The sequence below is a fragment of the Streptomyces sp. WAC00040 genome, assembly GCF_056835925.1.
In genome coordinates, this window is sequence record NZ_JAKQZE010000001.1 from 3,231,896 (window position 1) to 3,254,405 (window position 22,510).

Annotated in this window: 19 protein-coding genes; 9 read left to right on the forward strand and 10 right to left on the reverse strand. The window is 70.1% G+C overall.

Going from position 1 to position 22,510, the window contains the following annotated elements:
* The first annotated feature begins 70 nt into the window (after nt 1-70).
* The 5 genes from MDN94_RS15150 to MDN94_RS15170 all read left to right on the forward strand — a co-directional run bounded on the left by MDN94_RS15150 (nt 71) and on the right by MDN94_RS15170 (nt 5,063).
* Nucleotides 71-1,039 (forward strand): tetratricopeptide repeat protein, encoded by a 969-nt coding sequence (locus tag MDN94_RS15150; RefSeq protein ID WP_482726323.1) that lies wholly within the window; start codon nt 71-73, stop codon nt 1,037-1,039.
* A 717-nt stretch (nt 1,040-1,756) separates the two neighbouring features.
* A complete protein-coding gene (locus MDN94_RS15155; protein ID WP_441266120.1) occupies nt 1,757-2,413 on the forward strand; it encodes a DUF6230 family protein in 657 nt (218 codons plus the stop codon).
* Nucleotides 2,414-2,510: 97 nt separating this feature from the next.
* Nucleotides 2,511-3,056, forward strand: coding sequence for a DUF6114 domain-containing protein (locus MDN94_RS15160; RefSeq protein WP_482726324.1), 546 nt, complete (start codon nt 2,511-2,513; stop codon nt 3,054-3,056).
* Nucleotides 3,046-4,377, forward strand: coding sequence for a hypothetical protein (locus MDN94_RS15165; protein ID WP_482726325.1), 1,332 nt, complete (start codon nt 3,046-3,048; stop codon nt 4,375-4,377). The genes MDN94_RS15160 and MDN94_RS15165 overlap by 11 nt, the downstream gene beginning before the upstream one ends.
* 125 nt (nt 4,378-4,502) lie before the next feature.
* Nucleotides 4,503-5,063: a hypothetical protein gene (locus MDN94_RS15170; RefSeq protein WP_482726326.1), complete on the forward strand. Its 561-nt coding sequence runs from the start codon at nt 4,503-4,505 to the stop codon at nt 5,061-5,063.
* A gap of 224 nt (nt 5,064-5,287) precedes the next feature.
* On the opposite strand, the gene pyk is transcribed toward MDN94_RS15170, so the two are convergent.
* The 3 genes from pyk to pta all read right to left on the reverse strand — a co-directional run bounded on the left by pyk (nt 5,288) and on the right by pta (nt 10,156).
* Entirely contained in the window at nt 5,288-6,718 is a 1,431-nt protein-coding gene (pyk, locus tag MDN94_RS15175) for a pyruvate kinase (RefSeq protein ID WP_482726327.1), read from the reverse strand.
* 106 nt (nt 6,719-6,824) lie between these two features.
* On the reverse strand, nt 6,825-8,078 hold the full coding sequence (locus MDN94_RS15180; RefSeq protein WP_482726328.1) for an acetate kinase: 1,254 nt from the start codon (nt 8,076-8,078) through the stop codon (nt 6,825-6,827).
* Entirely contained in the window at nt 8,075-10,156 is a 2,082-nt protein-coding gene (gene pta, locus MDN94_RS15185; RefSeq protein WP_482726329.1) for a phosphate acetyltransferase, read from the reverse strand. The genes MDN94_RS15180 and pta overlap by 4 nt, the downstream gene beginning before the upstream one ends.
* Nucleotides 10,157-10,459: 303 nt before the next feature.
* On the opposite strand from pta, the gene MDN94_RS15190 reads away from it, so the two are divergent.
* Complete coding sequence (locus MDN94_RS15190; RefSeq protein ID WP_441266109.1) at nt 10,460-11,485, forward strand: ATP-dependent 6-phosphofructokinase; 1,026 nt, start codon at nt 10,460-10,462, stop codon at nt 11,483-11,485.
* 260 nt (nt 11,486-11,745) lie between these two features.
* Here the strand turns inward: MDN94_RS15190 and MDN94_RS15195 are convergent, their stop codons facing one another.
* From MDN94_RS15195 to MDN94_RS15220, 6 genes are all read right to left on the reverse strand, one after another.
* The gene (locus MDN94_RS15195) at nt 11,746-12,366 is read right to left on the reverse strand and encodes a helix-turn-helix domain-containing protein (protein ID WP_482727079.1); all 621 of its coding nucleotides are present in this window, start codon (nt 12,364-12,366) and stop codon (nt 11,746-11,748) included.
* 284 nt (nt 12,367-12,650) lie between these two features.
* The gene (locus MDN94_RS15200) at nt 12,651-13,475 is read right to left on the reverse strand and encodes a carbohydrate ABC transporter permease (protein ID WP_482726330.1); all 825 of its coding nucleotides are present in this window, start codon (nt 13,473-13,475) and stop codon (nt 12,651-12,653) included.
* The gene (locus MDN94_RS15205; protein ID WP_482727080.1) at nt 13,475-14,278 is read right to left on the reverse strand and encodes a carbohydrate ABC transporter permease; all 804 of its coding nucleotides are present in this window, start codon (nt 14,276-14,278) and stop codon (nt 13,475-13,477) included. The genes MDN94_RS15200 and MDN94_RS15205 overlap by 1 nt, the downstream gene beginning before the upstream one ends.
* Nucleotides 14,279-14,348: 70 nt before the next feature.
* On the reverse strand, nt 14,349-15,707 hold the full coding sequence (locus tag MDN94_RS15210) for an extracellular solute-binding protein (protein WP_482726331.1): 1,359 nt from the start codon (nt 15,705-15,707) through the stop codon (nt 14,349-14,351).
* 154 nt (nt 15,708-15,861) lie between these two features.
* The gene (locus MDN94_RS15215; RefSeq protein ID WP_482726332.1) at nt 15,862-16,542 is read right to left on the reverse strand and encodes a response regulator; all 681 of its coding nucleotides are present in this window, start codon (nt 16,540-16,542) and stop codon (nt 15,862-15,864) included.
* On the reverse strand, nt 16,539-18,545 hold the full coding sequence (locus MDN94_RS15220) for a sensor histidine kinase (RefSeq protein WP_482726333.1): 2,007 nt from the start codon (nt 18,543-18,545) through the stop codon (nt 16,539-16,541). The genes MDN94_RS15215 and MDN94_RS15220 overlap by 4 nt, the downstream gene beginning before the upstream one ends.
* Nucleotides 18,546-18,672: 127 nt before the next feature.
* On the opposite strand from MDN94_RS15220, the gene MDN94_RS15225 reads away from it, so the two are divergent.
* The 3 genes from MDN94_RS15225 to trxA all read left to right on the forward strand — a co-directional run bounded on the left by MDN94_RS15225 (nt 18,673) and on the right by trxA (nt 20,945).
* Nucleotides 18,673-20,046 carry a cation:dicarboxylate symporter family transporter gene (locus tag MDN94_RS15225; RefSeq protein ID WP_482726334.1) on the forward strand — a complete coding sequence of 458 codons (1,374 nt, stop codon included), beginning with the start codon at nt 18,673-18,675 and terminating at the stop codon, nt 20,044-20,046.
* A gap of 161 nt (nt 20,047-20,207) precedes the next feature.
* Complete coding sequence (locus MDN94_RS15230; RefSeq protein ID WP_482726335.1) at nt 20,208-20,600, forward strand: MerR family transcriptional regulator; 393 nt, start codon at nt 20,208-20,210, stop codon at nt 20,598-20,600.
* Between the two features lie 3 nt (nt 20,601-20,603).
* Nucleotides 20,604-20,945, forward strand: coding sequence for a thioredoxin (trxA, locus tag MDN94_RS15235; protein WP_482726336.1), 342 nt, complete (start codon nt 20,604-20,606; stop codon nt 20,943-20,945).
* Nucleotides 20,946-20,976: 31 nt separating this feature from the next.
* On the opposite strand, the gene MDN94_RS15240 is transcribed toward trxA, so the two are convergent.
* Nucleotides 20,977-22,413: a WGR domain-containing protein gene (locus MDN94_RS15240; RefSeq protein ID WP_482726337.1), complete on the reverse strand. Its 1,437-nt coding sequence runs from the start codon at nt 22,411-22,413 to the stop codon at nt 20,977-20,979.
* Nucleotides 22,414-22,510: the final 97 nt, after the last annotated feature.

The window sequence follows — 22,510 nt, forward strand, 5'->3', positions numbered from 1 at the left end:
TCGGGCCGCCTGCCGGCGGCAGCGGCGGGCGGCTTTTCCTTTGTGCGCGCGGAAGGGGGAGGATGTACTCATGCAGCCTAGGAACATGTCCATGAGCGGCGTCGTCGACCTCGCCGCGGTGAAGGCGGCCAACGAGGCCAAGGCGAAGGCGGAGCAGGCGAGGGCCGAGGCCGCCCGTCAGGGTGGCGGCCAAGCCGTGTCCCCTGCCGGCCTGGTGATCGACACCGACGAGGCGCGCTTCGAGCGCGACGTCCTGCAGCGCTCCACCGAGGTCCCGGTCGTCATCGACTTCTGGGCCGAGTGGTGCGAGCCGTGCAAGCAGCTCGGCCCGCTGCTGGAGCGCCTCGCCACGGAGTACAACGGCCGGTTCGTTCTCGCCAAGGTCGACGTCGACGCCAACCAGATGCTGATGCAGCAGTTCGGGATCCAGGGCATCCCCGCGGTGTTCGCGGTGGTGGCCGGCCAGGCGCTGCCCCTCTTCCAGGGCGCCGCGCCGGAGGCGCAGATCCGCCAGACGCTGGACCAGCTCGTGCAGGTGGCCGAGGAGCGCTTCGGTCTCACCGGTATCGCGGTCGACCCGGACGCCCAGGGGGAGACCGCACAGGCCCCCGCCCCGGCCGGCCCTTACGACGCACTGCTGGAAGCGGCCGTACAGGCCCTGGACGCGGGCGACTTCGGCGGCGCGGTCCAGGCGTACAAGAACGTGCTGTCCGACGACCCGGGCAACACGGAGGCGAAGCTCGGCCTCGCGCAGGCCGAACTCCTCGGCCGTGTGAAGGACATGGACCCGCAGAAGGTCCGCGACGCCGCCGCCGCCGACCCGGCCGACGCCACGGCGCAGATCGCCGCCGCGGACCTGGACCTCGTCGGCGGACATGTCGAGGACGCCTTCGGCCGGCTCGTGGAGACGGTGCGGCGCACCGCCGGGGACGAGCGCGACACGGCGCGGGTGCGGCTGCTGGAGCTCTTCGAGGTGGTCGGTCAGGACGACCCACGGGTGACGGCGGCCCGCCAGGCGCTCGCGCGGGTGCTCTTCTGAGCCACTCCTGTGATGTCGCTGAGGTTTCGGCGGCGTCCCACCGGGCCCCGGCCGGACATTCATTGACAGCCGTTATGACAAGGGTGCCCTGAGGGTGGCGTTCTGACGGATTTGCGGCGGTGGCGCTGATACGGCGTCACCGCCGTTTTGGCGACACAGTGACAAAACACGGCGCGGCTTTGCCAAAACTTGGTAAACGGGTGGCCGGGTTACTCCGAGTACAGCAACGCCCTTGTTCTGTCCGGTTATCGATGGCTATCACCCTCTGTGTCGGCGGCGTTGGTGGCACCCAGCGTGCTCGAGCGACATCGCGCGGTCGTGGCGTGGTTATCAGGCCGTTACTAGCCAGTAACGAACCCCCTTGTGCCCTGGCGTGGAATGGACCACGATCGGCGACGCTCGGTCCAATACCGCACCAGCCCGGCTTCCAGTCGTGCCGCGGCCCATTGGGTCCCCACCGGGCCGATCGGCGTCCCAGGCGCCGGTCGCGGACAGGGGGGTTCCTGCCACAGAACGGCAGGGCCTGTCCGGCAGGTTGTGCGTGACGAGTCAGGCGCGACCAGTGGTTGTCGCTCGGGGGTGATCGCCGGTGTTCTTCGGACGCACGTCGCGCCTGAAGACCAGGCGCTCTCCTTCCCGAGGACGTAGCACTTCTCCCATCCCAGGACGGGCCCGCGGGTCCGGACCGGAGATGTACGTCCGAGAAGGAGGAAAGTCATGGAGTCTATGGCTCGCGGTGGAACCAGATGGAAGCGGTTCGCCCTTGTCATGGTGCCGAGCGTGGCCGCGACGGCTGCGATAGGCGTCGGCCTGGCACAGGGGGCGCTCGCCGCGTCCTTCGCGGTGTCGGGCCAGGAGTTCAAGGTCACGGCCGGAAAGCTCGTCGGATCTGGGTTCTCCCAGTACGGCGGCGTCGACATGGGGTACAAGGACCTCAAGGGTGACGAGAAGGTCGCGCACCCTGTCGCGATCTCGACGTTCAAGAACGCGTCGATCACCAAGATGTGCCAGTCGGTGGTCACCGACGTCCCGTTCGTCGGCAAGATCACGCTGAAGCTGACGGCCGGCGACAAGGGCACGGCCGTCCAGGCCGAGAAGCTCTACCTGGACGTGTCCGAGCTGGACGCGAACGCCAAGTTCAAGAACATCGACATCGGCGTCGCGGCCAAGGACACCGACAACCCGGGCACCGGCAAGGGCCCGGCGGTCAAGGACACCTCGATTCTGCCCAACGGGTTCGCCCAGCAGGCGGAAGAGGTCGAGCTGACCGGTGTCGAGCAGAAGGCGTGGGCGACGACCGCCGGCACCTTCGAGCTCAGCGGTCTGAGCATGCGCCTGCACAAGGGCGACGGCCCCAAGGTCGAGTGCTACTGACGGTAGCCCCGTCCGGGCGGGCGGGTGAGACTCTGGCAGCTTCGCCCGCCCGCCACTCTCTTCACACAGCAACGCCAGTACCAGGGAGCTGTTTTCCATGAGCGCCGAGACTGCAGTGTCACAGGGGCGGGACGAGCACTACATCCGCGTCCTCCGGCGGAACTTCCGTGCCTGGCGGGGGCAGCGGCCCTTCTGGGCGGGTCTGCTGACCCTGCTCGGCGGGATTCCCATCGCCTACTTCCCGTATGCGACCTTCAAAATCGGCCACATGAACCTCGCGATGCAGACGACGGCGGGGGCCGGCTCGCTGATCATCGGCGTGCTGCTGGTGACGCTGGGTCTGACGATGTGGTTCCAGCACATCGTCCGGGTGTTCGCGGGTGTCGCCACGATTCTCCTGGCGCTGGTGTCCCTTCCGATCGCCAACCTGGGCGGCTTCATCATCGGGTTCGTCCTGTCCCTCACGGGCGGCGCGCTCTCTTTGTCGTGGGCGCCGGGGAAGCTCGTGAGCGCCGACGAGGCGCCCGTCGTCCAGCAGGCCGCGCCCGACGGCCCCGCCGTACCGGAGCAGCGTGACGGCTTCGGCGCGGACACGCACGAGACATCCATCGAAGGCAACGGCGGGAGGAACAGTGCCGGGTGACGTGACACCACCGCTGACCGCGGACGCGGGCGGCGACGGCTCGCGGGAGAGAAAGGGGCCGCGCCACGCCGCGCCCAGGAAGTCCCTGTTCCACAAGTTCCAGATGCCCGCGAGCAAGGCGATAGCCCTGGCCGCGATGCCCACCGCCGTCTTCGTCGGCATGGGGCTCACCCCGAAGCTGGCCCTGGCCGACGACAAGGACATCCCCTTCGCTCCCGGCCCGTGCGTGACCCGCTCCGACGAGCCTTCGCAGTCGCCGTCACCGTCCGCGTCGGAGTCCGAGACGGCGAAGCCGTCCGAGTCACCGTCCCCGTCGGACACGGCAGATCCGGAGCCGACGCCGAGCCCCACGTCCGGAGCCGGAACGGGCGACGGGGCGCAGGAGCCGGAGCCTGCCGAGAGCCCGTCCGCCTCCGCGGCCGGATCCGAGCAGGCGGCGCCCGCGCCGGAGCCCACCCCGAGCCAGTCGACCAACCCGCTCGACCCGCTGGGCGTGGGCGACACGGTCAAGGACATCATCGACGGCATCGGCGACACGCTGAAGGGCGAGCCGTCCGAGACGCCGTCGCCGAGCGAGACCGCGACGCAGCCGGCCGAGGAACCCTCGGCCGCCCCGTCGGAGGCGCCTACGGAGGCACCTTCGGAGGCACCGGCCAAGGAGCCTGCGGAGAAGCCCGCCGACACGGTGGACGAGACGGTCGACAAGACCAAGGAAGCGATCAAGGACGCGGCGGACAAGGCCGGCGCCGAGGTCGAAGAGCTGGACGAGGACGTCAAGGGACTCGACCCCAAGCAGGACGAGGCCATCCCGGACGGCGCCAAGCCGCGCTTCCCGTGCCCCACCCCGGACCCGGAGGCCCTGGCCGACGCCCAACTCGAGCCCGGCCGACCGCTGCTCCCGGACGACCCGTGGATCCTCGAGAGTTCCATGCTCACGCTGACGGGCCTCGACTACCACGGCATCGTGGAGGTCAAGACCGGCAGCGGCAAGATCAAGAAGGTTCTGAAGTTCACCGCGACGGGCGTGGACATCAAGGACCTGCACCAGCTCGTGGTCGGCCCGAACGGCACGACCGCGCACGTCGAGGCCGCCAAGGGCTCCACCTCGACGATCCGTGACGGTGAAGTGACCATGTACACGGAGGAGCTGAAGGGCAACCTCTTCGGTATCATCCCGATCACCTTCAGCCCGGAGACCCCGCCGCCGCTGAACGTCCCCTTCGCCATGTTCACCGACGTGAAGGTCACCCAGGCCGGCCAGTTCGGCGGGACGCTGACGGTCCCCGGCCTGCACAACTACTTCACCGGCCCGGGCGCCTGACGCCGAAGCCACCGGGAGCCGCGAAAAAGGCTGTGGGCCGCACCCGTTCAGGGGGGTGCGGCCCTCAGTCGTTCACGCTCAGCGGGCCGACGCGCCGGACCGCATTCTCTGAGATCTTTTCAGGCATGGACATCAAGGACGTGCTGGCCGACTACGCGAACGTCGCAGGGGTGGGCATTCTGAGGCCGGGAGCCGCGTTCGACGACATCGCCGGCGTACTCGGCCCGCTCGCCGATGCCGACTGCTTCCCCAACCCGAAGAAGTCCTGGCCTCGGACCTTCGCCTACGGGGACGTGCGCCTGGAGGTCTGCCGCTGCCGCAGGATCAAGCAGGTCGCGCTCAGCACCTGGACCGACACTGTGGACGTGCCGAACGGGCAGCAGGGAGCGATGGGGACCATCGCGGCGACGATCACGTTCGCGGACCTGAAAGAGGTACTCGCGTCGGAGGGGACCGACTGGGAGCTGTGGGAGCTCCCCACGGTGAGAAGCCAGTTCACCCTCATCGTCGGCGAGTACCCGCACGACGTCCACTTCACCTTCCACGTCCCGGACCCTGACGATCCCGACCGCGCCACGCTGTACAGCGCGATCTCGAAGGACCTCGAACACATCTGTCCCGCGGACGCCTGGAACGCACGAGGGCCGGTCCGCGTCGGCGCGGACCGGCTTGGCCGCCGCCGCTGACTTTGCCGCCTCAGCCGCGGACGCGCGCTGTTGCGGTCTTCGCGGCCTCCTCGGCCTTGGCTGCTGACGCCTGCTGCTCGGCATGGTCTTCGGGCTCTGGCCGACCAGGACCGCGAACGCGGCCGACACATCCGTCTCTTGGTACGGAGCCCCCGGCACACGCGGTGGGCCGCACCTCGACCAGAGGTGCGGCCCACCGCGTCACGTGATACGAGCCGATCGGGTCAGCCGCGGGCCTCGCCGCCGAGGTGGTGGACGCGCACCATGTTCGTCGTGCCCGGGACGCCGGGAGGCGAGCCGGCCGTGATCACCATGACGTCACCCGCGTTGTAACGCTGGAGCTTGAGCAGCTCGGCGTCGACGATCTCGACCATCGCGTCCGTCGTCTCCACGAACGGCGCGAGGAAGGACTCCACGCCCCAGCTCAGCGTCAGCTGGTTGCGTGTCGACTGGTCCGTCGTGAAGGCGAGGATGGGCTGCTGGGCGCGGTAGCGCGACAGACGGCGGGCCGTGTCACCGGACTTGGTGAACGCGATCAGCGCCTTGCCGTCCAGGAAGTCCGCGATCTCGGCGGCCGCGCGGGCGACCGAACCGCCCTGGGTGCGGGGCTTCTTGCCGGGAACCAGCGGCTGGAGGCCCTTGGAGAGCAGCTCCTCCTCCGCCGCGGTGACGATCTTCGACATCGTCTTGACCGTCTCGATCGGGTACGCGCCGACCGACGACTCCGCGGAGAGCATGACCGCGTCCGCGCCGTCCAGGATCGCGTTCGCGACATCGGACGCCTCGGCGCGGGTGGGGCGGGAGTTGGTGATCATCGACTCCATCATCTGGGTCGCCACGATCACCGGCTTGGCGTTGCGGCGGCACAGTTCGATGAGGCGCTTCTGGACCATCGGCACCCGCTCGAGCGGGTACTCCACCGCGAGGTCGCCACGGGCCACCATCACGCCGTCGAAGGCCATGACGACGTCCTGCATGTTCTCGACCGCCTGCGGCTTCTCCACCTTGGCGATGACGGGGACGCGGCGGCCCTCCTCGTCCATGACCTTGTGGACGTCCTTGACGTCGCTCGCGTCACGGACGAAGGAGAGCGCGACCATGTCGCAGCCCATGCGCAGTGCGAAGCGCAGATCCTCGACGTCCTTCTCGGAAAGGGCGGGGACGTTGACGGCCGCGCCGGGCAGGTTGATGCCCTTGTGGTCGGAGATCACGCCGCCTTCGACGACGATCGTCTTGACCCGCGATCCGTCGACCTCGACGACGCGCAGCTCGACGTTGCCGTCGTTGATCAGGACCTGGTCGCCCTTGGAGACGTCTCCTGGCAGGCCCTTGTAGGTGGTCCCGCAGATCGACTTGTCGCCGGGGACATCCTCGGTCGTGATGGTGAACTCGTCACCGCGGACCAGTTCGACCGGTCCCTCGGCGAAGGTCTCCAGGCGGATCTTGGGACCCTGGAGGTCGGCCAGCACGCCCACGGCGTGGCCTGTGTCCTCGGACGCCTGACGGACGCGGTGGTACCGCTCCTCGTGGTCGGCGTGGGTCCCGTGGCTGAAGTTGAAACGGGCCACGTTCATACCGGCCTCGATGAGCGCTTTCAGCTGCTCGTATGAGTCGACGGCGGGGCCCAGTGTGCAGACGATTTTGGAACGGCGCATAAGGCGGATCCTATCGGTTTGTTTCCCTGCGGAATATTCCGTCTGGTGGAATGTACAAATGGGCGCCGGCCCGCTCAGGCGTTCAGCCTTCCGGCCTTCCAGCGCTTCAGGCTGTCGGGCTGTCGGGCACCTCCTTCTTCCCTTCTCCCGTCACCAGCTCGAAGGTCTGTCGCGCGATCTCGAGCTCCTCGTCCGTCGGCACGACGGCGACCGCCACCCGTGCGTACTCCGGCGAGATCAGCCGCGCCGTGTCCGACCGGGCGGCGTTCAGCCCGGGATCCACCACGAGGCCCATCTCCTCCAGACCCGCGACGGCAGCCTCTCGCACCGGGGCGGCGTTCTCCCCGACACCCGCCGTGAACGCCACCGCGTCCACCCGCCCGAGCACCGCGTAGTACGCGCCGATGTACTTCTTCAGCCGGTGGACGTAGATGTCGAACGCCAGCCGCGCCCGCTCGTCGCCCTCGTCGATCCGCCGGCGGATCTCCCTCATGTCGTTGTCCCCGCACAGGCCCACCAGACCGCTCTTCTTGTTGAGCAGTGCGTCGATCTCGTCGGTGCTCATGCCGGCGACACGCTTCAGGTGGAAGGTCACCGCCGGGTCGATGTCACCGGAGCGCGTACCCATCACGAGACCTTCCAAGGGGGTCAGCCCCATCGAGGTCTCCACGCACCGACCACCGGCCACCGCGGACGCGGAGGCGCCGTTGCCCAGGTGCAGCACGATGACGTTCACCTGGGACGGGTCCTTGCCTAGCAGCGCCGCGGTGGCCCGCGAGACGTAGGCGTGCGAGGTGCCGTGGAAGCCGTAGCGGCGGATACGGTGCGCGTCCGCGGTCTCGACGTCGATGGCGTACCGGGCGGCGGCCTCCGGCATCGTCGTGTGGAAGGCGGTGTCGAAGACGGCGACCTGGGGGAGGTCCGGGCGCAGGGTCCGGGCCGTGCGGATCCCGGTGATGTTCGCCGGGTTGTGCAGCGGCGCGACCGGCACGAGGCGCTCCACCTCCTCGATCACCTCCTCGGTGATCACGGTCGGGGCGTGGAACTTCAGACCGCCGTGCACCACCCGGTGGCCGATCGCTGCCAGAGCGGGGGAGTCCAGCCCGAACCCGTCCTGCGTGAGCTCCTCGGACACCGCCTTGAGCGCCGCGTCGTGGTCCGCGATCGGACCCGTGCGCTCGCGCCGATCACCGCCGCCCTCGAGGGGCGTGTGCACCAGGCGCGAGGTCGCCTCGCCGATCCTCTCCACCAGACCGACCGCCAGCCGGGACGCGTCTCGCATGTCGAGCAGCTGGTACTTCAGCGACGACGAGCCGGAGTTGAGGACGAGGACGCGTGTGGGGGACTGCGGGGCGCTCATGCGGGGAGCTCCTGGGCCTGGGACTGGATCGCGGTGATCGCGACCGTGTTGACGATGTCGCTGACCAGCGCGCCGCGCGACAGGTCGTTGACCGGCTTGCGCAGACCCTGGAGCACCGGTCCGACCGCGACGGCGCCCGCCGAGCGCTGCACGGCCTTGTAGGTGTTGTTGCCGGTGTTCAGGTCCGGGAAGATCAGGACCGTTGCCCGGCCGGCGACCTCGGAGTCCGGCAGCTTCGTGGCGGCGACGGAGGGCTCGACCGCGGCGTCGTACTGGATCGGGCCCTCGACGTGCAGGTCCGGACGCGACGCGCGCACCAGCTTCGTCGCCTCGCGCACCTTGTCCACATCGGCTCCGGAGCCCGACGTGCCGGTGGAGTACGACAGCATCGCGATCCGCGGCTCCACGCCGAAGCGGGCGGCCGTCGCGGCCGACTGCACCGCGATGTCGGCGAGCTGCTCCGCGTCCGGGTCCGGATTGATCGCGCAGTCGCCGTAGACGAGCACCTCGTCGGCCAGGCACATGAAGAACACCGACGAGACGATCGACGCCTCCCGCTCGGTCTTGATGATCTCGAAGGCCGGGCGGATGGTGGCGGCCGTGGAGTGGACGGAGCCCGACACCATGCCGTCGGCCAGGCCCTTGTCCACCATGAGCGTGCCGAAGTAGTTCACGTCCGCCACCACGTCGTACGCCAGCTCGACCGTCACGCCCTTGTGGGCGCGCAGCTGGGCGTACCGCTCGGCGAAGGGCTGACGCAGTTCGGACGTCTGCGGGTCGATGAGCTGGGCGGCCGACAGGTCGATGCCGAGGTCGGCGGCCTTCTTGCGGATGACCTCGGTGTCGCCGAGGAGGGTCAGGTCGCACACGTCGCGGCGCACCAGGACGTCCGCCGCGCGCAGTACTCGTTCCTCCGTGCCCTCCGGCAGTACCACCCGGCGGCGGTGGGCACGGGCCTGCTCCAGCAGTTCGTGCTCGAACATCATCGGGGTGACCCGGCCGCTGCGGGCCACCGCGAGCCTGGCCAGCAGGTCGCCGGTGTCCACGTGACGCTCGAAGAGACCGATCGCGGTCTCCGCCTTGCGCGGCGTGGAGGCGTTCAACCTGCCCTCCATCGCGAACAGTTCCGCCGCCGTCGGGAAGCTGTTCCCCGTCACGGAGACGACCGGGGTGCCGGGCGCGAGGCGGGCCGCGAGGGTCAGGATCTCCTCGCTGGGGCGCTCGTTCAGCGTCAGCAGCACGCCCGCGATGGGCGGCGTGCCCGCGGAGTGCGCGGCGAGGGCGCCCACGACCAGGTCGGCACGGTCGCCGGGGGTGACGACCAGGCAGCCGGGCGTCAGAGCGGGCAGGAAGCTCGGGAGCATCGCGCCGCCGAAGACGAAGTCGAGGGCGTCGCGGGCGAGCCCCGAGTCGTCGCCGAGGAGGACCGTGCCGCCCAGGGCGTGCGTGATCTGGGCGACCGTGGGGGCGGCGAGCGCGGGCTCGTCGGGGAGCACGTAGCAGGGGACGGGGAGGCGGGCCGCGAGCCGCTCGGCCATGCCCGCCCGCTCGTCGGGGGTGACCCGGTTGGCGACCATGGCGAGGACGTTGCAGCCGAGGGCCTCGTAGGCGCGGAAGGCGTTGCGCGTCTCCGCCCGTACGGACTCCGGGGTCTGGCCCTTGCCGCCCACCACCGCGATCACGGAGGCGCCGAACTCGTTGGCGAGCCGGGCGTTGAGCGCCAGCTCGTCGGGCAGCTGGGTGCCCGCGTAGTCGGTGCCGAGGACCAGGACCACCTCGTAGTCCCTGGCCACCGCCAGGAAGCGCTCGACGAGACGCGAGACCAGCTCGTCGGTGCCCTGCTCCGCCTGGAGCGCGGCCGCCCGGTCGTAGTCCATGCCGTAGACGGAGGCGGGGTCCTGGGAGAGCCGGTAGCGCGCCCGCAGCAGCTCGAAGAGCCGGTCGGGGCCGTCGTGGACGAGGGGGCGGAAGACGCCCACCCGGTCCACCTGGCGGGTCAGGAGCTCCATGACCCCCAGCTCGACCACCTGCCGGCCGTCTCCGCGGTCGATCCCGGTCACGTAAACGCTCCGCGCCACGCGTACTCTCCCGTCCAAGTCCATGGGTGCGATCCGGGGCGTGCCCCGGCCCCCCGCCGCTTCGCCGGCCCACCGTGGTGCTCCGCCGTACGGACGGCGGGCCGGGTGCGCCGAAAGGCCGCACGGGGCGGCAATGCCCTCTTGACAATACCTCCGCGGGTGGCTAAGGCGCCCGCCGGGCGGGAACGACGGCGCGACGGCCCCGGGCGGCGCGGAGTAGCAGTGAGGGCGGGCGTTCCCCGGCCCGTGGGACAATCGGATGTGGGCTCACAAAGACCACTGACGAGCAGGAGACACAGCACGATGCGCATCGGAGTGCTCACCGCAGGCGGAGACTGCCCGGGTCTGAACGCAGTGATCCGGTCCGTCGTGCACCGTGCCATGACGGGTCACGGCGACGAAGTCATCGGTTTCGAGGACGGATTCAAGGGACTCCTCGACGGCCACTACCGTCCGCTCGACCTCAACGCCGTCAGTGGCATCCTCGCCCGCGGTGGCACGATCCTCGGCTCGGCCCGCCTCGAGCGCGGCCGGCTGCGCGAAGCCGCTGAGAACGCGGCGGAGTTGGCGAAGCAGTACGGCATCGACGCGCTCATCCCGATCGGTGGCGAAGGGACGCTCACCGCGTCCCGGATGCTGGCAGAGGCGGGGATGCCCGTCGTCGGCGTCCCGAAGACCATCGACAACGACATCTCCTCCACCGATCGCACCTTCGGCTTCGACACCGCCGTCATGGTCGCCACGGAGGCCATCGACCGTCTGAAGACCACCGCCGAGTCGCACCAGCGGGTCATGGTCGTCGAGGTCATGGGCCGGCACGCCGGGTGGATCGCCCTGGAGTCGGGCATGGCCGGCGGCGCGCACGGCATCTGCCTGCCCGAGCGGCCCTTCGAGGTGGACGACCTCGTCAAGATGGTCGAGGAGCGCTTCGCCCGCGGCAAGAAGTTCGCGGTGATCTGCGTCGCGGAGGGCGCCCACCCGGCCGAGGGCTCCATGGAGTACGCGAAGGGCGAGATCGACCAGTTCGGCCACGAGCGCTTCCAGGGCATCGGCAACCGGCTCGCCGCCGAGCTGGAGCGCCGGCTCGGCAAGGAGGCCAAGCCGGTGATTCTCGGCCACGTCCAGCGGGGCGGCACACCCACGGCGTACGACAGGGTCCTCGCGACCCGCTTCGGATGGCACGCGGTGGAGGCCGCGCACCGGGGCGAGTTCGGCATGATGACCGCTTTGCGTGGCACGGACGTGAAGATGGTGCCGCTGGCGCACGCGGTCACCCGGCTGAAGACAGTCCCGGACAACCGGATGTTCGAGGCCGAGTCCGTCTTCTGAGGATTCGCCCCCGGCCGAACGGCCTTGATCGCCCCCATGGCGATCAAGGCCGTTCGGCGTCTTCCCGCCGGTGGTTTGCGAAGGCCACTCTTGAGTTACCCGCCGCCGCTCGCAAGGCTGTCCCGTGTCCGGGACGTGTCCCACCTTGTCCCAGCAGGTGTGCGGCAGAGGGGGAGCAGCGGATGGACTTCGCCGGGAGCGTGCCCCGGATCCGGATCGGGTACGGGACCCGGCCGAGTCGGCCCGGGGCAAGCGCGCTCCTATTGCCCGGGGCCGCGCACCAGCTCCCAGAAGTGGTCCACGATCCGGTCGAGGAACTCACGGCCCGGCTCGCCGGTGTCGTCCATGGCCGCGCCCCAGCTGAGGGTGGCCACCATCCGGGACTGGTAGTCGGCGTGCAGTTGCTGGAGGACGTCCTGGAGATGCCCGCGTTCCAGCGGCAGCATCTTGCCCACCGGGCGTACGTAAGCCTGCCAGCGCGAGGTCACCGCGACCCGCAGCAGCTCGGCGAGCTCCTTGTCGCGGCCGGTCGCGGCGAGCAGTTCGCGGGGCGCCAGGCCGAGCGCTCCCGCCAGCGCCGCGGTCTGCCGCTCGTTGCCCCGCCATCTGCCCGACTCCTCCATCCGCAGATAGGCGGAGGCGTCCATGCCGAGGCGCCGGGCCAGCTCGTCGGGCGCGAGACCGCGGGCGATCCGGTGCTCGCGCAGGCTCGTGGCGGCGGAGAGAAGCTCGCCCGGCGAGCACCACAGTACGCCGGCCAGGGCGGTCAGCTCCCGGGTGTCGGGGACGGCGAGCCCCCGTTCCCACGCGGTCACGGTCTCGGGGGTGACCGGCATTCCGTACTGGGCCCGCAGCCCGTACGCCACGTGACCCGGCGCCATCCCCAGGGCCTCGCGCAGTCGGCGCGCGGCGGGGGCGTTGAACGGAGGGGAGGGGTTGTGCTGCACGCGCACAACCTAGGGGTGGCCGTCGCCCGGTGACTACGGTGCGTACACCCAAAGCCACAGCTTGTCGAAAGCTCCGACCTGATCACCCGCCCGTACCGTCGAGACGGCCATGGCCGGGCCGGTGGGGAATGGGTCACCGCGGTTACCGGGCGGTTCTGTGGGGCCGGGGGCGTACCGCGCATCCGGGCGGGCCGGCCGTGGCGATGCGGGCCTGTCCGTCACCCCTTCACCGCCCCGCCCAGGGCGAAGCCGCCGCCCAGCCTGCGGGAGATCAGGATGTACAGCACCAGCACCGGCGCCGAGTACAGCATCGAGAACGCCGCGAGCTGTCCGTAGACGACCGAGCCGTAGTTGCCGAAGAACGTGAAGATCGAGACGGACGCGGGCAGCTGCTCGGGGCTCAGGAGCAGCATGAAGGGGACGAAGAAGTTCCCCCAGAGCATGATGAACGTGTAGATCGTCACCACCGTCACGCCAGGTCCCATGAGGGGCAGCACCACCCGTGTCAGTGTCTGCACGTTCGACGCCCCGTCCGTCCACGCGGCCTCCTCCAGCACCACCGGGAGGCCGTCCATGAAGTTCTTCATCAGCCAGACGGCGAAGGGAAGTTGCGCGGTGGCCAGGAACAGCGCCGTGCCGTACATCGTGTCGATCAGGTCGACCTGCACGAACAGGCCGTACACCGGGACCATGATCGCGGTGATCGGCAGACAGGTCGTGAACAGGACGGTCAGCAGGTACGAGCGGCCCCAGCGCGACCGGTGCCGCGAGAGCGGATAGGCGGCCAGTGCCGCGCACACCACGCAGACCACCGTCGCGCCCCCGCACAGCAGCAGACTGTTGAGCATCGGCGTGTACGTGATCTCGTCGGTGAGCACCGCGTCGAAGTTGCCGGCCGTGACCGATGCGGGGAGCCGCAGCCGCAGGTCCGCCTCCGCGTCCACGGAAGCGAGGACCAGCCACAGCAGCGGCACCGCGAACGCCGCCGCGGTCACCAGCAGCGCCGTGTCGGCGGCGAGGCGCGCCCGGGTCGCGCGGCGCATCACAGCTCCGCCTTCATCAGCCGCAGATAGACGACCGAGAACAGCGAACCCACCAGCAACAGCAGCAGCGCCACCGCCGTGCCGTAGCCGATCAAGGACTTGAGGAACGCCTGGTCGTACATGAACACCGGCAGGGTCTGGCTGCGGTTGCCCGGTCCGCCGCGTGTCATCGCCCAGATCAGGCCGAAGACCGAGAGGGTCGAGAGGGTGTTGAGCATCAGGTTCGTGCCGATGGAGCGCCGGATCATCGGCAGGGTGATGTACAGGACACGGCGCGGGCCGGACGCCCCGTCGACCTCGGCGGCCTCCGTCACCTCCCGCGGGATCTCCGACAGTGCCGCGGAGTAGATGAGCATCGAGAACGCGGTGCCGCGCCACACATTGGCGAACGAGACGGCCAGGATCGGCAGGGTGAACAGCCAGTTCTGTGCCGGAAGATGCAGCCAGTCGAGGATCGCGTTGAGCGTGCCCTCGCGCCGGAAGAAGGTGTAGAGCAGGAACGCCGCCACGATCTCGGGCAGCACCCACGCGGTGATCACCAGGGTTCCCGTGAGGGTACGCACGGGACGGGACGCCGCACGCATCAGACCGGCGAGGGCCAGGCCCAGGGTGTTCTGGCCGACGATCGCGGACACGAAGGTGAAGACGAGGGTCAGCCCGACGGCGTTGCGGAAGTCTTCGTCGGCGAAGGCACGGAGGAAGTTGTCCCATCCGACGAACTCGGACCCTGCCTGGCCCGTCAGCCGGGTGTCGGTGAAGGCGATCCAGACGCAGTAGCCGATCGGGCCGGCGAGGAACAGCATCAGCAGGATGGTGGCGGGGGCGAGCGGTACCCACCGCCACCATCCCGTTCGGGAGGCGCTCACCGGTCGCTCACTTGGCGACGACGGCGCCGTCGGTGATGGTCCTCAGTTGTTCGTCGTACGCCTTCGCCGCTTCCGCCGCAGAGGCGTCCCCGGTGGTCACCTGCTCCATCGCTTCGCCGATCGCCGTCGAGACCTGCGGGTATACGGGCAGCGCCGGCCGGTAGTGCGTGTACCGGACGAGGCCGGTGAAGAACTCGATGCCCGGCATCGACCTCAAGTAGCGCGGATCGGCCGCCACATCCTCGCGCACGGCGATCTGCGCGCCGACGACGCACCACTTTGTCGCGTTCTCCCTGGTCTGCAGCGTCTTCACGAACTCGAAGGCGAGGTCGGGGTTCGTGGCCTTCGCCGGGATCGACCAGGCCCAGCCGCCCGACATCGACACCTTGCCCGGCGCCTGGCCGTGCTGGGTGGGCATCGGAGCCTGGCCGAGCTTCTCGCTCCACTCGGGCCACTCCTTGGGTCCCTTGTTGATCCAGTTCTGGCCCATCCAGGAGCCGTCGAGCGACATCGCGAGCTTTCCTTCCGGGAACCATTCGGTGGCGACGCGGGTGCCCACATTGGGGTCGAGCGCGTCGGAGACGTCCGGTCCGAGCTTCTGCTCGTAGACCGTGCCGACGAAGTCGAGGGCGTCCTTGAAGCCCTGCCCTGCGGTGACCCACTTCTTGGCGGTGGGATCGTAGAGAGGGTCCTCGCCCGTGCCGTACAGCAGCATCTCGAAGCCCTGCATGACGGCTGCCTCGCCGGGGCCCTTGCCGGTGTAGAGGTTGAGCGGGACGACGCCGGGGACCCTCTCCTTGACGGTGCGGGCGGCATCGAGGATCTCCGCCCAGTTCTTCGGCTGCCATTCGGCCGGCAGGCCCGCCTTCGCGAAGATCTCCTTGTTGAACCACAGGCCCCGGGTGTCCGTGCCGTCCGGAACGCCGTACGTCTTACCGTCCTCGGCCTTCGCGGCGTTCTTCGCGGTGTCGACGAAGCGGTCCCACTGGTCCCAACCGGCGAGCTGGTCGTCGAGCGGCTTCAGGTATCCGGCCTTGATGTCGGAGTTGATGCGGAAGGTGTCCTCGTAGACCAGGTCCGGCGCCGTCTTCGGGGAACGCATCATCTGCTGGGCCTTGGTGGCGTAGTCGTTGTCCGGGGCCTGGATCGGGACGAGCTTGACCTTCTTGCCCGGATTCTCCTTCTCGAACTGCCGCTTCGCCGCCTCCAGATAGGCGTCCTTGAAGCGGATCTTGTTGTCCGTGGAACGGTTGTAGACGACCTCCACGGTGTCCGGGTCGCCGCCGGACCCGCTGCCGCAGGCGGTGAGGGTCGCCGCGAGGGCGGTGACAGCGATGGTGAGGGCCAGTGGGGCGGTGGGGCGCACGGGCACGACCTCCTCGGAGCCGGGGGCGCCGGGCAGGACTGCGGTGCGCTTTCTGCCGCGAGCGTGCTGCGGGGCGCGTGGGCTGCTGCCCGGTGACCGTATGACCGGTCAGTTGACAAAAGCAATCCCCGTGCAGGACGCGCGACTTGACGGCTCAGCGGGCGGTGCTGATCCAGCGGTACTGGAGCTCGGGGCGGCCGATCTGCCCGTACTGAGGGGCGCGGTCGGCCCGGCCGGTGGTGACCAGGTGCTCCAGATAGCGGCGTGCGGTGATCCGCGAGATGCCGACGGCCGCGGCCGCCTCCGTGGCGGTGAGCCCTTCCGCCGACTCGCGCAGGGTCCGTGTGACCGCCTCCAGGGTGGGACCGCTGAGGCCCTTGGGGAGGGAGGTGGTGACACGGGGCGTGCGCAGGGTCGCGAGCGCCCGGTCCACCTCGTCCTGGCCGCTCGCCTCGCCCGCGGAGGCACGGAACTCCGCGTAACGGGTGAGCCGGTCGCGGAGGGTGGCGAACGTGAACGGTTTGAGGACGTACTGCACGACCCCGAGCGACACACCCTCGCGGACGATCGCCAGATCGCGTGCGGAGGTGACGGCGATGACATCGGCGGAGTGGCCGGCCGCGCGCAGCGACCGTACGAGCGCCAGACCGTGACCGTCGGGCAGGTACAGGTCGAGCAGCAGCAGGTCCACCTGGGTGCGCTCCAGAGCGCGCACGGCCTCGGCCCGTGAATGGGCGATCCCGGCGACCTTGAACCCGGCGACGCGTCCTACGTAGAGGGCGTGCGCGTCGGCGGCGACGGGGTCGTCCTCGACCACGAGAACCCTGATCGTCACGCCGGCACCTCCGCGGGATGCAGCGGCAGCCGCACGGTGAACTCCGCGCCGCCGTCCGGGCCCTGGGCCAGCACGATGGTGCCACGGCCGCGGTGCACCGCCTGCTGCACGAGCGCGAGACCCAGCCCGCGGCCCGCGCCGTGGGTGGACCAGCCGCGCCGGAACACCTCGGCGGCGTCGGCCGGGTCGACACCGGCGCCGGTGTCCCTGACGCGCAGCAGCAGTTCACCGCCCTCGACCCGGGCGGTCACGGTGACCCGCGCACGTACGGCGCGGGGCGGCGGCGCGTCCGCGATGTCGAGGAGTACGCCGCCCGCGGGGACGCTGCCGTCGGGCGGCGCGGTCGCGCCGTGGGACGGCGCGCCAGGTGCGTGCGTGCCATGCGCGTCCTTGCCATGCGCGTCCTTGCCATGCGCGTCCGCGCCGTGGGCGGGCGGCTCGTCCGCGGTACGTGGGGCGGGCACCGCCGGCGCCGGTCGCGGCACGGGCGCGGTCTCGGCGGGGGAGGGCGGGTCGGGCACGGCCGGTGCGGCCGACGGCGTGGCCCTTACGGCCGGGACGGTGGTCGGGGCCTCGTCCGGCGCCCCGTCCGGCTGCTCGTACGGCTCCTCGTACGGTGCTTCGAACGAGCCGGGCGCGGGAGCCGAGGGCGGTGCGGCCGCGACGGGACGGGATTCCGTGCCCGTCTCCGACGCCGCGTCGACGGCGTTGTCGATCAGGTTGCCCAGGATCGTCACCAGGTCGCGGGACGGGAGCGAGCGCGGGATGACGCCGTCGTCGATGCGGCTGTCCTCCGCGAGGACCAGTTCCACTCCGCGCTCGTTGGCCTGCGCCGCCTTGCCGAGGAGCAGCGCCGCCAGCACAGGTTCGCCGACCGCGTCGACGACGCGGTCGGTGAGGGCCTGGGCCAGTTCCAGTTCGGCCGTGGCGAAGACGATCGCCTCGTCCGCCCGGCCGAGTTCGATCAGTGACACGACCGTGTGGAGCCGGTTGGCGGCCTCGTGGGCCTGGGACCGCAGCGCCTGGGTGAAACCCCGCTCGGAGTCCAGTTCACCGGAGAGGGCCTGGAGCTCGGTGTGGTCGCGCAGGGTGACGACGGTGCCGCGCTGCTCCCCGCCCACCACGGGCCGGCTGTTGACGACGACGACCCGGTCCGCGGAGAGATGGAGCTCGTCCACGCGCGGCTCGGAGGCCAGCAGCGCTCCGGTGAGCGGCCGCGGAAGTCCTAGTTCCGCGACATGGCGGCCCACAGCGTCCTCGCCGAGCCCCAGCAGCTCACGCGCCCCGTCGTTGGCGAGCGCGATCCGCCGGCCGCCGTCGAGCATGACGAGACCTTCGCGCACGGCGTGCAGTGCGGCCTCGTGGTAGTCGTGCATGCGGCCGAGTTCCGCCGCGTTCATCCCGTGCGTGTGCCGCCGCAGCCGGGCGTTGATGACGTACGTGCCGGCCCCGCCGAGCACGAGTGCCGCACCCGCCATGGCGAGCAGTGCCGTGACCTGGTCGCGCACCTGCTCGGTGATCTCCTCGACGGTGATGCCCGCGCTGACGATGGCGACGACCCGGCCGCCGTCGTACACCGGCGCCACCGTGCGCACCGACAGCCCGAGAGTCCCGACGTACTGCTCGCTGTAGACCCGACCGTCCAGCGCCGGCTCGATGTGGCCGAGATACGTACGTCCGATCCGGTCCGGCTCGGGATGCGTCCAGCGCCGTCCCTGGGGATCCATGATCACGACGAAGTCCATGCCGGCGTCCTTGCGCAGGCCCTCCGCGTACGGCTGGAGGAACGCCGACGGGTCCTTCGACCGCACGGCCTCCGAGACCGAGGGGGAGCGCGCGGCGGCGGCCGCGGTGGCACGGGACTGCAGGCGCGCGCTCTCCTCCGCCTGCGACCGGTCGGTGAGGTAGGCGAAGAGCGCGCAGCCGGCCACGATCGCGGCGACCAGCACGACCTGCATCGCGAAGAGCTGGGTCGCCAGGCTGCGGGGACGGGGGATGCGCATGCCGCCAGTCTGCCTGGACGGATTTGTGTGAACGAAACGAACGCAAGGGTGACCGGTGTCACAGCCTGATGGATAGTCGCTGAGATCCATCGGGACGTGGACGAACATTCGAACGAGGAGGCACCCCGTGGCCACTACAGCCGCAGGCAAGCGGGACCGTACCCATTATCTGTATCTGGCAGTCATCGGCGCGGTGGTGCTCGGCATCATCGTCGGTTTCGCCGCCCCCGGGGTCGCCGTCGAGCTCAAGCCCATCGGCAAGGGCTTCGTGAACCTCATCAAGATGATGATCTCGCCGGTGATCTTCTGCACGATCGTGCTGGGGATCGGTTCGGTCCGCAAGGCCGCCAAGGTCGGCGCCGTCGGCGGTCTGGCACTCGGCTACTTCCTGGTCATGTCGACCGTCGCCCTCGCCATCGGTCTGCTCGTCGGCAACCTGCTCGACCCGGGCGCCGGGCTCCACCTGACCGAGGCGGCCCGTGCGGCGGGTGCAGAGCAGGCGTCCGGCGGCGGCGAGAGCACCGCCGACTTCCTGCTCGGCATCATCCCCACCACGCTGGTCTCCGCCTTCACCGAGGGCGAGGTGCTGCAGACGCTGCTCGTCGCGCTGCTGGCGGGCTTCGCGCTGCAGGCCATGGGGTCGGTGGGAGAGCCGGTGCTGCGCGGCATCGGACACATCCAGCGCCTGGTCTTCCGTATCCTCGCCATGATCATGTGGGCCGCGCCCGTCGGCGCCTTCGGCGCCATCGCCGCGGTCGTCGGCGAGACCGGTCTGGACGCCCTGAAGTCGCTCGCCGTCATCATGATCGGCTTCTACGTCACCTGCGCCCTGTTCGTCTTCGTGGTGCTGGGCCTGCTGCTCCGCCTGATCGCCGGGATGAACCTCTTCTCGCTGCTGAAGTACCTGGGCCGCGAGTTCCTGCTGATCCTCTCCACCTCGTCGTCCGAGTCCGCGCTCCCGCGCCTCATCGCGAAGATGGAGCACATGGGCGTGAGCAAGCCGGTGGTCGGCATCACCGTCCCGACCGGCTACTCCTTCAACCTCGACGGCACCGCGATCTACCTGACGATGGCGTCGCTGTTCATCGCCAACGCGACGGGCGCGCCGCTGAGCGCCTCCGAGCAGATCTCCCTGCTGGTCTTCATGATCATCGCTTCGAAGGGCGCGGCGGGTGTCACCGGAGCGGGCCTCGCGACGCTTGCCGGCGGCCTGCAGTCGCACCGGCCCGAGCTGGTCGACGGTGTCGGCCTGATCGTCGGCATCGACCGCTTCATGAGCGAGGCGCGTGCCCTGACGAACTTCGCGGGCAACGCGGTTGCGACGGTCCTGGTCGGCACGTGGACGAAGGAGATCGACAAGGAGCGGGCCGCCCAGGTGCTGGCCGGCAAGGTCCCCTTCGACGAGAAGACCCTCGTCGACGACCACGCGCCGCACGGCGACAGCGGTCCGTCGGACGTCCCGGCCCCGCGGGGCGACGAGCGTGAGCCTGTGAAGGTCTGACTCTCGGACCTTCCTTCCAGGCGTGTGCCGGACCTCTTCCCCCCTTGGGTCCGGCACACGCCGCTTTCCGTTTCCGGCGGGCGTCGTGCGCACGGCTGCCGGCAGTCGTCGTAGGACAAGGCGTTGCCTTGACGTCGGCGTCAAGGATTACGGTCTCCGACATGCGAATCGGCGAGCTTGCGGAGCGGGCCGGCACCACCACCCGGACCCTGCGCTACTACGAGTCCCGCGGGCTGCTGCCCGCCCGGCGCGCGGTGAACGGCTACCGCACGTACGACGAGGGGGACCTGCGCCTGGTACGGCAGATCCGGACCCTTCAGGACTTCGGGTTCGGCCTCGAGGAGACGAGGCCGTTCGTCGAGTGCCTGCGCGCCGGCCATCCGGCCGGCGACTCCTGCCCCGCCTCGCTCGCCGTCTACCGGGCCAAGCTCGCCGAACTGGACACGCTGATCGGGCAACTGCGGTCGGTGCGGGCGCTGGTCGGTGAGCAGTTGCTGCGGGCAGAGGCGCAGTTGCCCGAGGGCCCGGACCCACAATGCGAATTCGGAGGCTGACGAATGATCCAGGCAGAGGGCGTGGCCGCGGTGACGGACACGGATTTCGATACAGAAGTGCTCGGCGCGGACCGTCCCGTTCTCTTGGAGTTCACCGCGGACTGGTGCGGTCCGTGCCGTCAGCTCGCACCCGTGCTGAGCGCGGTCGCCCGCGAGGAGGCCGGACGGCTGAAGGTGGTGCAGATCGACGCCGACACCAATCCGGAGACGGTGGTCCGCTACGGCGTGCTGTCGATGCCGACGCTGATGGTCTTCGACGGGGGTGAGCCCGTGAAGTCGATGGTCGGCGCGCGCCCCAAGCGCCGGCTTCTCCAAGAGCTGGAGGATGTGCTCGGCCGAGGATGACGGCGCCGACGGTGACAGCGGCAGCGGTGCCTCAGACGAGGCGGCGGATCTCACCCCGTACCCGGTAGAAGCCGCCCTGCGCGGGATGCAGCGCGTCCACCACGTACCGCGCGCCGGCCTCACGTATGTCGCGCGGGAACTGCACGTTCCACGAAGGCTCGAAGCCGTTCGAGACGACGTGGACGCGGAGCTTGCCGCCGGTCCGCACGCACTCGACCACGACGCCCGTGCTCGGCGGCTCGGAGATCGTCGCCACCGCCGACAGCGACGCCGGAGGCGTGTAAGTAGGGAGGGCGGCCGCGGACTTCACGTCTCGCGCGACGGGCACCGTGCCGCGCTGGGCGGCGCCGACGGCACTCTCGCCGGCGTCCATGCACACAAGGGAGCCGTCGGTGGTGACCATGTAGAGCTTCTCGTCCCGGTACTGCATCGACAGCGCGGAACCGCCGCCGGTGCCCAGCTTCCACAGGCGGGTGCCGTCGGCGTCGAAGCAGTACACGGACGACGAGGAGTCACCGGCGAAGACGTGGCGCCCGTCGGGCGAGGACGCGCACGAGTAGACGGCCGTGTCGCATCGATAGGTCGCCTCGACGGCGCCGGTGTGCTTGCCGAGCTTCTGCACCACGTTCCTGGCGGTGCCGGCGTACACGGAGGCGTCCTCCTGCCAGCCGAAGAGCACGCCCCCCTGCGTCGGCGTGTGCCACAGCTCCCGGCCTCCGTCGGGTGCGTACGCCGTGACTCCGCGGCGGTGGCCGTGGTAGACGGCGTGCTCGTCCGCGCGGACCATCCACGCCTGGTCGCCGGCGGACCGGCGCGACCACTGGTACTCGTCCTCGTGGTCGATGACGGTCAGCCCTCCGTCGGCGGCGGAGACGTTCAGGACGCCCTCCCGGATGTCGAGCCAGAAGATGTCGACGTCGGCGGCGATGTCGTAGGCGGCGAAGGGCAGCTTCGACGACAGGTCGTACACCTTGCCGTCGTCGCAGCCGGCGTAGATCCAGAAGTCGTCCGCCACCAGGCACTTGACGCCGTCCGGCAGCGAATAGCGGGCGAGCACCTCGCCGGTGTGGCTGAGGGTGTAGACGTCACCCGCCTGGTTGCCGACCCAGCAGCGGTCCTCGTCGATGTGGATGCCGAACGCCGCCGAGCCCGTGCGGAACCGCCAGAGCACCGGTGCGGTCGAACGGGCCGTGGACGGCGCCGACGTGACCTGACGGCGGGTCACCGGGCGTGCCCTGCGCTGCCCTTGGACGGCGGGCGCGTAGCCCTTGCGGACCTTCTCGCCGATCTTCTTCGCTGCGGCGGCCTGCGCCTTCTCGCCGGTGGGGAAGGTGGAGGTCTGGAGCTGGCCGGCGGCGCCGATCCGGCCGTACCGCACAGAGACGACCGTCCCCTCCACGGTGACCTCGTAGAACTTGTGCGCGCCTCCGCCGTCCTGTGACAGCTCCAGGTACGTCGTTGCAGACATGGCAGACCCCTCCCCAGGACCGAACCGGCGGTCCGTGTACCGCCTGCTCCCACTGCACTGAACGCTACGGCCCGCCACTGACAGCCCGGGGGCGCAG

What these genes read in the sequence shown, in the direction of transcription:
- MDN94_RS15150 (WP_482726323.1), top strand. Translation starts at nt 71, where the DNA reads ATGCAGCCTAGGAACATGTCCATGAGCGGCGTCGTCGACCTCGCCGCG.
- MDN94_RS15155 (WP_441266120.1), top strand. Translation starts at nt 1,757, where the DNA reads ATGGAGTCTATGGCTCGCGGTGGAACCAGATGGAAGCGGTTCGCCCTT.
- MDN94_RS15160 (WP_482726324.1), top strand. Translation starts at nt 2,511, where the DNA reads ATGAGCGCCGAGACTGCAGTGTCACAGGGGCGGGACGAGCACTACATC.
- MDN94_RS15170 (WP_482726326.1), top strand. Translation starts at nt 4,503, where the DNA reads ATGGACATCAAGGACGTGCTGGCCGACTACGCGAACGTCGCAGGGGTG.
- pyk (WP_482726327.1), bottom strand. Translation starts at nt 6,718, where the DNA reads ATGCGCCGTTCCAAAATCGTCTGCACACTGGGCCCCGCCGTCGACTCA.
- MDN94_RS15180 (WP_482726328.1), bottom strand. Translation starts at nt 8,078, where the DNA reads ATGAGCGCCCCGCAGTCCCCCACACGCGTCCTCGTCCTCAACTCCGGC.
- MDN94_RS15190 (WP_441266109.1), top strand. Translation starts at nt 10,460, where the DNA reads ATGCGCATCGGAGTGCTCACCGCAGGCGGAGACTGCCCGGGTCTGAAC.
- MDN94_RS15195 (WP_482727079.1), bottom strand. Translation starts at nt 12,366, where the DNA reads ATGGCGCCGGGTCACGTGGCGTACGGGCTGCGGGCCCAGTACGGAATG.
- MDN94_RS15200 (WP_482726330.1), bottom strand. Translation starts at nt 13,475, where the DNA reads ATGCGCCGCGCGACCCGGGCGCGCCTCGCCGCCGACACGGCGCTGCTG.
- MDN94_RS15205 (WP_482727080.1), bottom strand. Translation starts at nt 14,278, where the DNA reads ATGCTGTTCCTCGCCGGCCCGATCGGCTACTGCGTCTGGATCGCCTTC.
- MDN94_RS15220 (WP_482726333.1), bottom strand. Translation starts at nt 18,545, where the DNA reads ATGCGCATCCCCCGTCCCCGCAGCCTGGCGACCCAGCTCTTCGCGATG.
- MDN94_RS15230 (WP_482726335.1), top strand. Translation starts at nt 20,208, where the DNA reads ATGCGAATCGGCGAGCTTGCGGAGCGGGCCGGCACCACCACCCGGACC.
- trxA (WP_482726336.1), top strand. Translation starts at nt 20,604, where the DNA reads ATGATCCAGGCAGAGGGCGTGGCCGCGGTGACGGACACGGATTTCGAT.
- MDN94_RS15240 (WP_482726337.1), bottom strand. Translation starts at nt 22,413, where the DNA reads ATGTCTGCAACGACGTACCTGGAGCTGTCACAGGACGGCGGAGGCGCG.